The sequence below is a fragment of the Polluticoccus soli genome (assembly GCF_029269745.1).
In the GTDB taxonomy this organism is placed as follows: domain Bacteria; phylum Bacteroidota; class Bacteroidia; order Chitinophagales; family Chitinophagaceae; genus Polluticoccus; species Polluticoccus soli.
The window spans coordinates 1404698-1417586 of the sequence record NZ_JARJHT010000001.1 but is presented as its reverse complement, the minus strand read 5'-3'; the positions used below and the strand labels follow the sequence as shown (position 1 = coordinate 1417586).

At 46.5% G+C, this 12889-nt stretch carries 13 protein-coding genes; 8 read left to right on the top strand and 5 right to left on the bottom strand.

Annotated features, from left to right (window positions below; translation table 11 throughout):
• Nucleotides 1-8 precede the first annotated feature (8 nt).
• The 6 genes from nuoI to P2W83_RS06215 are packed head-to-tail and all read left to right on the top strand — an operon-like array spanning nt 9 to nt 6106.
• Nucleotides 9-518 carry an NADH-quinone oxidoreductase subunit NuoI gene (nuoI, locus tag P2W83_RS06240; RefSeq protein ID WP_276132845.1) on the top strand — a complete coding sequence of 170 codons (510 nt, stop codon included), beginning with the start codon at nt 9-11 and terminating at the stop codon, nt 516-518.
• A gap of 5 nt (nt 519-523) precedes the next feature.
• On the top strand, nt 524-1036 hold the full coding sequence (locus P2W83_RS06235; protein ID WP_276132844.1) for an NADH-quinone oxidoreductase subunit J family protein: 513 nt from the start codon (nt 524-526) through the stop codon (nt 1034-1036).
• 6 nt (nt 1037-1042) lie between these two features.
• Entirely contained in the window at nt 1043-1342 is a 300-nt protein-coding gene (nuoK, locus tag P2W83_RS06230) for an NADH-quinone oxidoreductase subunit NuoK (protein ID WP_276132843.1), read from the top strand.
• A gap of 3 nt (nt 1343-1345) precedes the next feature.
• Entirely contained in the window at nt 1346-3223 is a 1878-nt protein-coding gene (gene nuoL, locus P2W83_RS06225) for an NADH-quinone oxidoreductase subunit L (protein WP_276132842.1), read from the top strand.
• Between the two features lie 35 nt (nt 3224-3258).
• Nucleotides 3259-4698, top strand: coding sequence for a complex I subunit 4 family protein (locus P2W83_RS06220; protein WP_276132841.1), 1440 nt, complete (start codon nt 3259-3261; stop codon nt 4696-4698).
• Between the two features lie 31 nt (nt 4699-4729).
• Entirely contained in the window at nt 4730-6106 is a 1377-nt protein-coding gene (locus P2W83_RS06215; RefSeq protein WP_276132840.1) for an NADH-quinone oxidoreductase subunit N, read from the top strand.
• Here the strand turns inward: P2W83_RS06215 and P2W83_RS06210 are convergent.
• Nucleotides 6103-7272: a 3-hydroxyacyl-CoA dehydrogenase NAD-binding domain-containing protein gene (locus P2W83_RS06210; RefSeq protein ID WP_276132839.1), complete on the bottom strand. Its 1170-nt coding sequence runs from the start codon at nt 7270-7272 to the stop codon at nt 6103-6105. The genes P2W83_RS06215 and P2W83_RS06210 overlap by 4 nt on opposite strands.
• A gap of 6 nt (nt 7273-7278) precedes the next feature.
• Nucleotides 7279-8283 carry a fumarylacetoacetate hydrolase family protein gene (locus tag P2W83_RS06205; protein WP_276132838.1) on the bottom strand — a complete coding sequence of 335 codons (1005 nt, stop codon included), beginning with the start codon at nt 8281-8283 and terminating at the stop codon, nt 7279-7281.
• A gap of 84 nt (nt 8284-8367) precedes the next feature.
• Here P2W83_RS06205 and P2W83_RS06200 point away from each other — a divergent pair, with 84 nt between their 5' ends.
• Both P2W83_RS06200 and P2W83_RS06195 read left to right on the top strand, forming a co-directional pair.
• Nucleotides 8368-9009, top strand: coding sequence for a carbonic anhydrase (locus P2W83_RS06200; protein ID WP_276132837.1), 642 nt, complete (start codon nt 8368-8370; stop codon nt 9007-9009).
• A gap of 24 nt (nt 9010-9033) precedes the next feature.
• Complete coding sequence (locus P2W83_RS06195) at nt 9034-9885, top strand: lysophospholipid acyltransferase family protein (RefSeq protein ID WP_276132836.1); 852 nt, start codon at nt 9034-9036, stop codon at nt 9883-9885.
• On the opposite strand, the gene P2W83_RS06190 is transcribed toward P2W83_RS06195, so the two are convergent.
• The 3 genes from P2W83_RS06190 to P2W83_RS06180 all read right to left on the bottom strand — a co-directional run bounded on the left by P2W83_RS06190 (nt 9882) and on the right by P2W83_RS06180 (nt 12888).
• The gene (locus P2W83_RS06190) at nt 9882-10760 is read right to left on the bottom strand and encodes a diacylglycerol/lipid kinase family protein (protein WP_276132835.1); all 879 of its coding nucleotides are present in this window, start codon (nt 10758-10760) and stop codon (nt 9882-9884) included. The genes P2W83_RS06195 and P2W83_RS06190 overlap by 4 nt on opposite strands.
• Complete coding sequence (gene nadC / locus P2W83_RS06185) at nt 10757-11596, bottom strand: carboxylating nicotinate-nucleotide diphosphorylase (protein ID WP_276132834.1); 840 nt, start codon at nt 11594-11596, stop codon at nt 10757-10759. Before nadC ends, P2W83_RS06190 begins: the two co-directional genes overlap by 4 nt.
• Nucleotides 11597-11673: 77 nt before the next feature.
• Nucleotides 11674-12888 (bottom strand): S-adenosylmethionine:tRNA ribosyltransferase-isomerase, encoded by a 1215-nt coding sequence (locus tag P2W83_RS06180; RefSeq protein WP_276132833.1) that lies wholly within the window; start codon nt 12886-12888, stop codon nt 11674-11676.
• Nucleotide 12889 lies beyond the last annotated feature (1 nt).

The following is a 12889-nucleotide window of genomic DNA, read 5'->3' as shown; positions in this document are numbered from 1 at the left end:
GATTAAGAATGAAACTAACAAATAGATCAGTACAGATAGACCGTAGCCCGATGACTTTCAGCGAGCGGATCTATTTGCCGTCGATCGCTAAAGGCTTGAGCATAACGCTTAGCCACATATTCAAGAAGAAAGCTACCGTAAACTATCCGGAACAAAAGCGTCCGTTCAGCCCGGTTTTCCGTGGCCTGCACGTTTTGAACCGTGATGAAGAAGGACGTGAGCGCTGTACAGCCTGCGGTCTTTGCGCCCTTGCCTGCCCTGCTGAAGCTATTACAATGGAAGCAGCTGAACGCAAACCGGGAGAAGAACATCTGTATCGTGAAGAGAAATATGCTGCGAAGTACGAGATAAACATGCTGCGTTGCATTTTCTGCGGCTACTGCGAAGAAGCTTGTCCGAAAGATGCAGTTTACCTAAGCGAAACAGTTATGCCGGTAAGCTACACCCGCGACCACTTCATTTATAAAAAAGAAGACCTGCTTATTCAGCATCCTAAAAAACAGGATAGCGGCAAATAGTATTTATGAGCATTTACGAAGTATTATTCTGGTTTCTTACAGTTGTTGCCCTAAGCTGTGCACTTGGCGTAATCCTCAGCCGCAACCCTGTGAACAGCGTACTGTTCCTGATCCTGACATTCTTTGCCATTTCCGGCCATTATATATTAATGAACGCACAGTTCCTGGCTATCGTAAACATTATCGTTTACGCGGGCGCTATCATGGTACTGTTCCTGTTCGTTATCATGTTGATGAATCTGAATGCAGACACCGAACCGCAGAAAAACAGGTTGGTACAGCTGGCTGGCGTTATTTCGGGCGGCGTGCTGTTCCTGGTAGTATTGGCTGCGCTGAAATCGTCCTCACGCGGTGAACTGGAGCAAACATCAACTGATATCGGATTGATCAAAAACCTTGGCAAAACGCTGTTTACCCAGTTTGTGCTGCCATTTGAAATAAGCAGCGTCCTTTTCCTGAGTGCAATGATAGGTGCGATAGTGATTGGTAAAAAAGAAGAGGCCAGCACTAATAACTAAGTAATTATGCCGATACAATACTATTTGTTTTTAAGCATGGCGTTGTTTTGCATTGGTATCATGGGTACCTTGATGCGCCGCAATGCTATTATCATTTTCATGTGCATCGAGATGATGCTGAATGCAGTGAACCTGCTGCTGGTTGCATTTTCTAAAATGTACGGCGATTCCTCAGCACAGATCTTCGTATTCTTCAACATGGTGGTGGCTGCTGCCGAAGTTGCGGTGGGCCTGGCAATCATCGTGATGATGTACAGGAAAGTGCATTCAGTAGACATTAATATTCTGAACAGATTAAAACACTAAGCGTTGACTAACTTAGTTTACTTAGTTCCTTTATTCCCCCTTATCGGTTTCCTGATCAATGGTATCGGTTGGAGGAGAATTCCTAAAACTGCTGGTGGCGTTATTGGTAGCCTGGCTATCCTGGCTTCTTTTGCGGTGTCGCTCGGTATTTTCTTCGAAGTAAAAAATGCAGGTACAGCTACTACGGTACACCTGTTCGATTTTATCCGTTCGGGTAAACTGATCATCCCATTTGCCTTCCAGGTAGATGCACTTTCGTCTTTGTTCCTGCTTATTATCACTGGTATTGGTTTCCTGATACACGTGTATTCTACATCTTATATGCACGAAGACGAGGGCATGGTGAAATATTTCGCCTACCTGAACCTGTTCGTGTTCTCAATGCTTTTGCTGGTATTGGGCGCCAACTACCTGATCATGTTCATTGGTTGGGAGGGTGTTGGTCTTTGTTCTTACCTGCTCATTGGCTTCTGGTTCAAGAACCGCGACTACACAAACGCTGCAAAGAAAGCGTTCGTAATGAACCGCATTGGTGACCTTGGTTTCCTGGTGGGTATGCTGATGGTGCTGTTCCACTTCGGCACCCTGACCTACGCTGATTTCTTCGGCCAGCTGCAAGGCGCGTCATCGGGCGACAGCATTTATACGTGGATCGCTATCTGCTTCTTTATCGGCGCTACCGGTAAGAGTGCTCAGATACCTCTGTACACCTGGCTTCCAGACGCAATGGCGGGTCCTACCCCGGTATCGGCCCTGATCCACGCTGCGACGATGGTGACCGCCGGTATCTATATGATCGCTCGCAGTTCAGCACTTTATAACCTCGCTCCTTTCGCTCTTAATCTTGTTGCTTACATCGGCCTGGCTACAGCTTTACTAGCGGCTACCATCGCTATGAGGCAATACGATATCAAAAAAGTACTGGCCTATTCTACTGTTAGCCAGCTTGGCTTTATGTTCCTGGCACTCGGTGTAGGCGCATATACTACCGCGGTATTCCACGTGATGACGCATGCGTTCTTCAAGGCGTTGCTGTTCCTCGGTAGTGGCAGTGTTATTCACGCTATGGGCGGTGAACAAGACATCCGCAAAATGGGTGGCCTGGGTAAACATATGCGAATCACGCAGATCACTTTCCTGATCGGTTGTTTGGCTATCGCAGGTATTCCTGGCTTCTCTGGTTTCTTCTCTAAAGACGAGATCCTGGCTTCGGCATTCGCGCACAACCCCGTGCTGTTCTACCTCGCGCTCGCAGGTGCAATGATGACTGCTTTCTATATGTTCCGCCTGTACTTCCTGACATTTACCGGTCCTTTCCGCGGTACACATGACCAAGAACATCATTTACACGAAAGCCCCGCAGCTATCACAATTCCTTTGATCGTTCTGGCTATCCTATCGGTTGTAGGTGGTTATGTTGGCCTGCCTCCAGTTATTAGCGAACATCATACATTTAATACCTATCTGGCGCCTGTTGTGAGCAATTTCAATGTTCATCACCTGGAACACGCTACTGAATGGATGCTGATGGGTGTTTCGACAACGCTGGTTATTGTTATGATTATCGTGGCATACAGTGTTACCAAACGTCCAAACTTTATTCCGAACACAGGTTTTGCTGCCGTATTGGAAAACAAATGGTATGTAGATGAACTGTACGATATCATCATTGTTCGTCCGCTGAACGGCGTATCGAACGCGTTCAACCGCTTCGTAGAAAAAGCAGGTATTGACGGTATGGTAAACGGTGTTGGTAAAACAGTACGTTGGGGTAGCGACCGTATGCGCATGTTGCAAACAGGCCAGGTTGGTTTCTATATCTTCGTGATGGTTATCGGTATTACGGTATTATTTGCTTTAAGTTTTTTCTGGAATCTGTAGTATAAACAGCAACTGCAAAACATTGCATTAGCGTTATGATCTTGATATTTCTCATAGTGGTGCCTTTGCTAGCTGGTATTTTCAGCTTTGCAGCAGGCAATAATGGTAAAACCCTGGCGCTTGTCAGCTCTCTGGTAACATTGGGCATTGCTGGTTATTTAAGTGCTTATAGTTGCTGCGATACTACACAGTGGAGCATGGAATGGATACCAAGGCTGGGAACTCAACTCAGCTTGATGGCAGATGGTATGGGGGCAATGCTGTGTCTGCTAACTGCTATTGTAATGCTGGTAGTATTTATTGTGAATTGGAATAAAGAAGTTGAAAAACCAGGGGCCTTTTACGGACTGATGCTACTTTCACAAGCTGGTATCACTGGTGTTTTCCTGGCAAACGACGCATTATTGTTCTACTTCTTCTGGGAACTGGCCCTGATACCTGTTTACTTCCTCTGCTCTCAATGGGGTGGCGAAAGGCGCGTACCAGTTACCTTTAAGTTCTTTGTTTATACGTTTGTAGGCAGCTTGATGATGCTGGCAGGTTTGATCTACCTGTCGCTCCAAACTCCGGGTGCTGATGCTTATTCATGGGCAAATATCGTACGCGCAGGTTCTTCGTTACCTGCTGAGCAGCAGCAATGGGTGTTCTGGCTCATTTTTATAGCCTTCGCTATCAAAATGCCGATCTTCCCGTTTCACACCTGGCAGCCTGATACTTACGAACAATCTCCAACGCCGGTAACGATCATACTGAGTGCACTGATGGTGAAGATGGGTATGTTCGCAACTCTGCGCTGGCTGATCCCGGTAGTGCCTGAAGGTGTTGCCTTCTGGTCTGAAACAGTTATTATCCTTTCTATCATCGGAATTGTATACGCTTCTTGCCTGGCGATAGTACAAACAGACCTGAAGCGCCTGATAGCTTATTCTTCTATTGCGCACATGGGACTGATGAGTGCCGCTGCATTCTCACAGACGCAGGTAGGTGTTCATGGCCTGATGGTGCAAATGTTCAACCACGGTATTAATATCGCTGGTCTCTGGCTTATTGTAAGCATGGTAGAGCAGCGCTGGGGCACACGCGATATGACCAAATTGGGTGGCATGGCGATCACCGCACCTCTGATGGCAATATCGCTGGTGATCATTTCGCTGGCCAATATCGCCCTGCCACTGACAAACGGATTTATCGGTGAGTTCATGCTTTTCAACGGTTTGTTCCAATCGGCTTCGAGCTATAGCATGGTGTTCATGGTTATTGCAGGTCTGGGTATCATCCTGGGTGCAGTATACACACTGAACATGGTGCAGCGGACAGCGTATGGCAATGCTGTTGCTGCCGTAGTTTCTAAAGATCTGACGGTTAACGAATATATAGGACTGGCCATAGTGATAGCGCTGATCATTGTTCTGGGTGTGTATCCGGCACCATTGCTGGATATGACGGCAACTGCCGCAAGTGTGATCGTTCCATAGTTATTGATTTTACTTTAATTTTTGAATTGCAATGAAAGCAATTATTGCTGCAACGATAATAGGTGTTCTTTTGATGTTCGCGGGCTTCCTGGTAAAGGACAAAAAGTCTGTGGTAACTTTTGCCATCGTTCTCTTCCTGCTGCTGTTTGGCGTGAACATATGGGAACTGATGGAAGCTGGTGATGAACCTCAGATCTTGTTCAATAACATGCTGCGCATCGATCGCTACTCTCTTTGGTTCGGTATGCTGATGACCGGCTGCACTGTATTATATGCACTGTTGGTGCATAAAGAAGTGCGGAAGGTGGGTGTACACGTTGCTGAATACTTTGCTCTTATTTCGTTCATACTGGTTGGGGTCTACCTGTTGGCAGGATATAACAACCTGCTGATGTTGTTCCTCGGCATCGAGATCATGTCTATACCCCAGTACATACTGGCTGGCAGCGACAAACGTAACCTGAAAAGCAGTGAAGCTTCTCTGAAATACTTCCTGATGGGTGCTTTCTCAACAGGCATCCTGATGATGGGTATCACCCTGCTATATGGCGCTACAGGCTCATTCAATGTTACTGCTTTCACTTTCATGCAGTCTAACATGTTGAACCCAATGGCACTGGCAGGTATCATGTTCCTGCTCATCGCGTTTGGCTTCAAGGTTTCTGCAGCACCTATGCACATGTGGACCCCTGACGTTTATGACGGCGCTCCTACTCCGTTTACTGCTTACATGTCTACTATTGTTAAGGCAGGTGCTTTCGTCGGTTTCCTTCGCCTTTTCGCAGTTTCGTTCGCAGGACTCAGCAACCATTGGATGATGATACTTGCTATCGTAGCAGCAGCTACTTTGTTGGTAGGTAACGTCACTGCCGTATTCCAGCAGAGCGTAAAACGTATGCTGGCTTATTCATCTATAGCACAAGCTGGTTTTATGCTGTTTGCTGTAGTAGCAGTTAATGCTACTTCATGGCAGGGTATGACCATTTATGCAGTTGCTTATAGTGTTGCGACTATCGGTGTGTTTGCCGTTCTGATGAAACTGAAAGACAACACTTACGATGGTTTCAACGGCCTGGCTAAGCGCGAACCTGCCCTGGCATTCTTTACGACGATATTCATTCTTTCCCTGGCTGGTATACCACTGACAGGTGGCTTTATGGCTAAGTACTTTGTACTACTAGCTGCTGTAGAAAATGGACAACTGTTCTGGCTGGTAATTTTCGGATTGCTGATGGCAGCGATAAGCGTATACTACTACTTCCGCGTTATCATGGCTATGTACTTCAAGGACGGTAATCCTGAACTGTCTACCGAAGTCAGCAGCACAGATAAAGTCCTGCTGGGCTTTACCTGCGCTCTGGTAATAGCTATGGGTGTTGCCCCACAACTATTTATCGGAAGTATTTAAGCTGATAATTTTTGATCGTTAGCTACTGCTTTGCGAAGCAGTGCGCTGGCCCTGTAGCGGTCTTCGTGGTATTCTGCATACAGGCCATCGAGGATATTCAATACATTTTTCGTGTCCCATTCGTCGCACCACTGCAATAAACCTTTGGGATAATTTACGCCTTTGGTCATCGCGAGGTCGAGATCTTTTGCGGATGCGATATTCAGGTGCAATGCTTCTACTGCTTCGTTGATCAGCATGACTACTATACGCTCAACAATTTTACGGCCAAGCGTTTCGTCTTTAGTTGGTTCGGGCAGAACGGCACCTTCTGTATAATTGTAAAAACCACGTCCGGTTTTACGCCCCAGCCATCCTGCCTCCAGCAAGCGCTTTTGAGAGAACGAAGGTTTATAACGCGGATCGAAGAAGAACGATTGGAAAACAGTTTCAGTAACTACATAGTTCACATCATGCCCAATGTAGTCCATCAATGTAAATGGCCCCATTTTGAAACCACCGAGCGACGTCATTGCCCAGTCAATCGTTGCTATATCAGCAACGCCTTCTTCATAGATACGAATTGCTTCGCCATAAAACGGACGGGCTACACGGTTTACAATAAAGCCAGGAGTATCTTTTGTAATAACCGGCACTTTGCCCCATGCAGTCATTAACTCTTTTGCTTCTGTTATAAGAGCCTCGTCAGTTTGTACGGCTGGAATCACCTCTACCAGCGCCATCAGCGGTGCCGGATTGAAGAAGTGCAAACCCAATACGCGGTCCGGCCTATGGCAGGCTGCCGCTATCGACGTGACAGAAAGAGAAGATGTGTTACTAGCAAGCACGCAGTCCTCTTTTACTATTTGCTCAATAGCACCAAAGAGTTTCTTTTTAACCTCCAGATTTTCAATGATCGCTTCAATGATCAGCTTGCAGGTTGCGAACTCCGTTAGTTCTGTAGCGTAGGTATAGCGGTCAAGTATTTCCTGCGCGTTGCTGATCTTACCTTTCTCAACAAGCTTTTGCAGGCTTTGCTGCAGGTTAGCTTTAGCCTTTTCAAGCGCGGCATGGTTGGTATCATACAATACTACAGAATGCCCGGCCATCGCAGCGACTTGAGCAATACCTGCACCCATAGCGCCCGCACCCACTACACCTATTACCGAACTTTTCGAAAAACTCATTGGTTGTTATTTCTTTTTCAGGTTCAAAATGCTCCAGTCAGTGTTTTCAGCAACTATAGTATTCTTAAGCTTGCCTAGGCCATCGATCTCCATTTCTACAACATCACCAGGCTGCAGCCATTGCACTTTGTAGTTAGGATCGTTGAGCAGCCCTGTCCCGTTCAGCTCGAGGAAACAACCTGTACCTACAGTACCACTACCAATAACATCGCCCGGAAGAATGTCAGCACCATAAGCACAACGTTCAACAATCTCAGCATAAGTCCAGTCCATGTCAGCTGTATTGCCTTCGCTTACCAACACACCATTCACCCAGCAACGCATTTTCAAGCTGTAGTTATTACCAACATGGCCTTCTTTAGCAGGCACTTTATACGGCTCCAGCTCATCTGGTGTAACCAGCATTGGGCCTATTACCGTACTGAAGTCCTTTCCTTTTGCAGGTCCGAGGTTTAGTAACATTTCTTCCATTTGCAGTGTACGGGCGCTCATGTCATTCATGATCATGTAGCCGGCTATATATTCGTCCGCTTCTTCAGCTTTGATGTTCCTACCTTTTTTGCACAAGACAATCGATGATTCCAGTTCAAAATCCAGTTTCTGGAAATGATCGGGCATGCAACGTATTTCCCCCGGCCCCTGTATGGCGTTGTGATTGGTGAAGTAGAAGATAGGATACTGGTCGAATTCAGCTATCATATCTACCTTACGGTTGCGACGGGCCGCGGCCACGTGCTGCCTGAACGCATAGCCATCGCGGCACGACGTAGGATTAGGGACTGGCGCTAACACGGTGGCAGTTTCATACGGCATGCCTTGCACGCTACTCTTACCAGCTTTTACTTGCTGCTCTGCTTCACGAGCTGTGCCAATAAGCTGCTCCCAGTTATTCAGCAGCTCTTTCATTGTAGTAGGCAACGCAGCGTTAACTGCATTAGTGTCGTACAGTAAATTGTCTACCAGGAAAGCAAGCTGCTCTGTGCCTTGCTTAGAATATGTAACCAGTTTCATTTGCTTGATTTGAGGGCGTAAAATTAACGGATATGGTGGTTATTATAAATCTTTATTTCAAGCCTGCTTGCGTAATATTGCACCATGGCAACATACGAACAGCTCTTCGAGAACAACAGGAAATGGGTAGCCGAAAAAGTGGCAACTGATAAGGACTTCCTTGCAAAACTCGCCAGTGACCAGGAACCTGATTACTTGTATATAGGCTGTTCCGACAGCCGCGTTCCGGCCAATGAGATCATGGGCCTGGAGCCGGGAGAGGTGTTTGTGCACCGGAACATTGCCAACCTTGTGGCCAACATCGATTTGAATGTAATGTCGGTGATCAACTATGCGGTGGCGAACCTGCACGTAAAACACATTATTGTTTGTGGTCATTATAACTGTGGCGGCGTAAAGGCTGCCATGACGCCAAAAGACATGGGTATTCTCAATCCATGGTTACGAAATATCAGGGATGTATACCGCCTCCACGAAGATGAGCTAGATGGAATAAAGGACGAGCATGAGAAATACAACAGGCTGGTAGAATTGAACGTAGTGGAACAGTGCAGGAATGTGATCAAAACTGCAGTGGTTCAGAAATCGTATGCGGAGAATGGCTATCCTGTTGTTCACGGTTGGGTCTTTGATCTGAAAACAGGGTTACTGAAAGATCTGAATATAGATTTTGAAGCCGTATTGAAGCAGATCCAGAAGATATATAACCTTACAGGGTCGCATTAGTCAGCACAGTAATATTGTGGCGGCATGTATTATTTGCTGTTAGTCCTTCTTTATCCAATATCATTACTTCCACTGCAGGTATTATACCTGTTGTCCGATCTTTTTTATATCATCGTATACCACCTTGTCGGTTATCGGAAGGCTATTGTTATGGATAACCTCCAACATGCCTTTCCGCAGAAGACCGAACAGGAACTGCTGGCTATACGCAAAGAGTTCTACCGCAATTTCTGCGACCAGTGGATAGAGACGATCAAACTACTTTCTATCTCTCAGAAAGAACTTAATAAGCGCGTAACTGGCAACTGGGAAGTGTTTCACCAGGTAGACGCTAAAGAAAAGAACACCTATGCCCTGCTAGGTCACACTTTCAACTGGGAATGGGCCAATGTAGTTTGCCAATATAACGTGGCTCAGCAATTCGTGGGCTTCTATATGCCGGCAACCAGCGAAGCATTCGACAAACTAATGATAAAAGCCAGGACCAGGAGTGGAGCATGGCTGATATCAATGAAAGCGAAAAAAGCAATGCAACGACTTGAAGGTGTCCGGTACATTGTTGGACTGGTTGCCGACCAAAACCCCTCGGCATTACAACATGCAGTATGGCTGAACTTTATGAACCGCGAAACGGCTTTCTTTAACGGCCCTGAAAAGCTTGCCCGTAGAGCGAAGGCAGCTGTAGTATTCGCCGGCATTAATAAGGTGAAACGTGGTTATTACAATATCCATTTACATCTATTGACTGAAGACGCGAGCCATACCGAAAATGGTTTCGTAATGCAGCAGTATGTGCAGTTCATGGTGCAGCAGTTGCATAGTCAGCCAGCCAACTGGCTATGGACGCACAAGCGTTGGAAGCACAAAAGAAGCTAAGGAACAACCACTTTCTGAGCACATTGCTCCAGGTGGAACCGCACGGTATGTTCACAAGGTCGCGCATCACCATCCAACTGCATCATGTTCAATAATGGATGAGAAATAACCACCTCTTTACCCCGGTAGTGTTGAACATACTTGCTCTGGGTGAGCGATCCATTCATTGCCTTTATCACTAATTGTCCGCCAAGCATTTTGGGGAATTTACGGATCACGATTATATCGAAAAGCCCATCTGTCCAGCTAGCTTCAGGGGCAATCTGGAAATTGTAACCAAACTGCTTGCCATTGGCGACACTGATGATAAAAGCTTTCTCTTTTACTTCGTTGCCGTCTATCTTGATGGTCCAGTCGTTCTCTTTGTACATCCAAAGATGTTTGGTGACCAACCAGCTGTAAATAGCAAATCCACGGCGAGTGCTTTTAGCAAATTCGTTAGAGATCAACACGTCAAATGCCACACCCGCATTGCTGATAAAAGGCACGCCATTAGCAAAGCCAATATCTATTTTAGTAAGGTTGCCTTTGTTGATAATGTCGATGGCTTGCTCGGTGTTTCGGGGAATGCCCAGCGTACGCGCCATACCATTACCCGAACCTTTAGGAACAATAGCCAGCGCGGTGTCTGAGCCCCAAAGCCCGGCGGTTATATCGTTTACGGAACCATCTCCGCCGACAGCTACCACAGCATAAGCTTTTTTTGCAGCAGCTTCACGGGCAATGAATGTTCCGTGTTTGGGATATTCGGTGTGAACTATTTCATAACTGAACCTGTTCAGATCAAGTCTCTTGTCTATCGCCTGCTGTACACTTTTTCTTCTGTCTACTCCCGACTTTTGATTGATCACGAAGACCAGGTGCTGTTTACTCATAGAATTTGCGCTTTCAGGCTGAGATCCATGCTTACTGCGTGGTGAATGATCGCTCCAACAGAAATGTAATCGACACCTGTTTTTGCGTAGTCTACTATATTGTTGAGGTTGATACCCCCCGATGCTTCCGTTTCATATTTGCCGGCAATCAGTTCTACAGCTTGTTTCAACAACTCAGGGTTGTAATTATCAAGCATAATACGGTGTACGCCACCTACCGCCAGTATTCTTCTTACATCGTCAAGCGAACGGGTTTCGACTTCTATCTTCAGATCCAGCTCATTTGCTTTGAGGTATTCATTAGTGCGCTCTATGGCTTTTTCGATACCGCCACAAAAATCGATATGGTTGTCTTTGAGCATCACCATATCATACAGACCTATCCGGTGATTCTGCCCGCCTCCAATAAGCACTGCCTGCTTTTCAAATGTACGGAATAGCGGAGTTGTCTTTCGGGTGTCGAGTATTTTGGTTTTATAGTCTTTGATCTTATCAACGTATTTGCGAGTCAGCGTTGCAATACCACTCATGCGCTGCATGCAATTGAGCGTAAGGCGCTCTGCTTGTAGAATGGTATGAACGTCAGCCGCTACTTCAAATGCCACATCGCCATGTGCTACTACGTCGCCGTCGTGTTTATAGATAGAAAAACTGGTATCAGGTTCCAGGAAACGAAATATTTCCTGAGCAAGGTCCACGCCAGCCAATATGCCGTTCTCCTTTACTTTCAGAACCGCCTTACCTTTTGCGTCTTTCGGAATGGCGGCCAGTGTAGAATGATCGCCAGAACCAATATCTTCTTTCAATGCCGCAGCTATAAACTCTTTCGTGGTCAAAGTGTCGAAATTTACCGACAAATCTAGTAAATAGCTACCGGACGCGCCGGAGATAATAATTCCTTAATAATCGTGACTTAAGGCATTAATAAACAACCATCTCCATAGCTGAGAAAGCGATAGTCGTTCGCCAGTGCATGATCATAGACCTTTCGCCAATCATTACCGATAAGAGCCGCCACGAGCAGCAAGAGGGTAGATTGCGGCTGATGGAAATTGGTAATAAGGCCTTTTACAACCCTTGGTGTATAACCTGGCGCTATGAGTATTTGTGTTCTGGTAACCAGTTTGGATTGTTTGGCCAGTAACAAGTAATCTATAACCGCCCGAAGCGCCTTTTCAGTTGGTATATCGGCCGTCAACTCATAGGGATCCCACTGGTGAACTGCGATTTCCGCGAAATCAGGCGTTAAACCCTGTAGCAGCTTAGCACCTATCCAGTACAAGCTTTCCAACGTGCGCATAGAGGTGGTTCCTACGGCGACGACATGTTTGCCAAGATTAGATATGAGGTTCTGTAAGGTCTCTATAGACACATCTATCCACTCTGCATGCATCTCGTGCTCCTTCATGGTTTCAGACTTTACCGGCTTGAAGGTTCCCGCACCTACGTGCAAGGTCACATACTCTTTGGTGATACCTTTTTCGCTAAGTCTATTGAGCAGCTGCTCGGTAAAATGCAGACCTGCCGTAGGGGCCGCGACGCTGCCTTCTACTTTGGCGTAAACGGTCTGGTAAGTAGATTCATCGCCTTGCTCAGCTTCGCGATGCAGATAGGGGGGCAAGGGTACCTTACCAACATGATGTAAGACTTCAGCAAATGTCAGTTCCGAATCCCAAGTGAGCTCCAGAGTGAACGTACTTTGCTCCCGCTCCACGATCGTTGCGCTCAGGGTGAAATCGGGACCATTATGGTGGATACTCAGCACCATCCCGTATTTCCACTTGCTGGCGCCGCCAATCATGCATTTCCACCAAACCTTGCCACTTTGCAGCATAGCCGTTTGCACATCAGCATATTGCTGATGCGGTTCCAGGCAAAAAACTTCTATGACACCACCGGTTTCTTTCTTAAACAGCAGCCGCGCGTGTATAACCTTGGTCTGGTTGAATACCAAGAGTGCGTTTGACGGGAGGTGATCCGGCAACTTGCTGTAAGAAGAATCTGATATTTGGCCGCTTTTATATACCAGTAGTTTCGAACTATCCCGTTCTGCCAAAGGGTACTGCGCCACCTTCTCATCAGGAAGGTTGTAGGTAAAATCTTCTATTCTTAACTGCGACGGGTGCATA

Excerpts from the sequence above, each read along its gene's own strand:
- P2W83_RS06200 (WP_276132837.1), top strand. The coding sequence starts at position 8,368 with ATGGCAACATACGAACAGCTCTTCGAGAACAACAGGAAATGGGTAGCC.
- P2W83_RS06190 (WP_276132835.1), bottom strand. The coding sequence starts at position 10,760 with ATGAGTAAACAGCACCTGGTCTTCGTGATCAATCAAAAGTCGGGAGTA.
- nuoI (WP_276132845.1), top strand. The coding sequence starts at position 9 with ATGAAACTAACAAATAGATCAGTACAGATAGACCGTAGCCCGATGACT.
- P2W83_RS06210 (WP_276132839.1), bottom strand. The coding sequence starts at position 7,272 with ATGAGTTTTTCGAAAAGTTCGGTAATAGGTGTAGTGGGTGCGGGCGCT.
- P2W83_RS06215 (WP_276132840.1), top strand. The coding sequence starts at position 4,730 with ATGAAAGCAATTATTGCTGCAACGATAATAGGTGTTCTTTTGATGTTC.
- P2W83_RS06205 (WP_276132838.1), bottom strand. The coding sequence starts at position 8,283 with ATGAAACTGGTTACATATTCTAAGCAAGGCACAGAGCAGCTTGCTTTC.
- P2W83_RS06220 (WP_276132841.1), top strand. The coding sequence starts at position 3,259 with ATGATCTTGATATTTCTCATAGTGGTGCCTTTGCTAGCTGGTATTTTC.
- nuoK (WP_276132843.1), top strand. The coding sequence starts at position 1,043 with ATGCCGATACAATACTATTTGTTTTTAAGCATGGCGTTGTTTTGCATT.
- P2W83_RS06195 (WP_276132836.1), top strand. The coding sequence starts at position 9,034 with ATGTATTATTTGCTGTTAGTCCTTCTTTATCCAATATCATTACTTCCA.
- P2W83_RS06235 (WP_276132844.1), top strand. The coding sequence starts at position 524 with ATGAGCATTTACGAAGTATTATTCTGGTTTCTTACAGTTGTTGCCCTA.
- P2W83_RS06180 (WP_276132833.1), bottom strand. The coding sequence starts at position 12,888 with ATGCACCCGTCGCAGTTAAGAATAGAAGATTTTACCTACAACCTTCCT.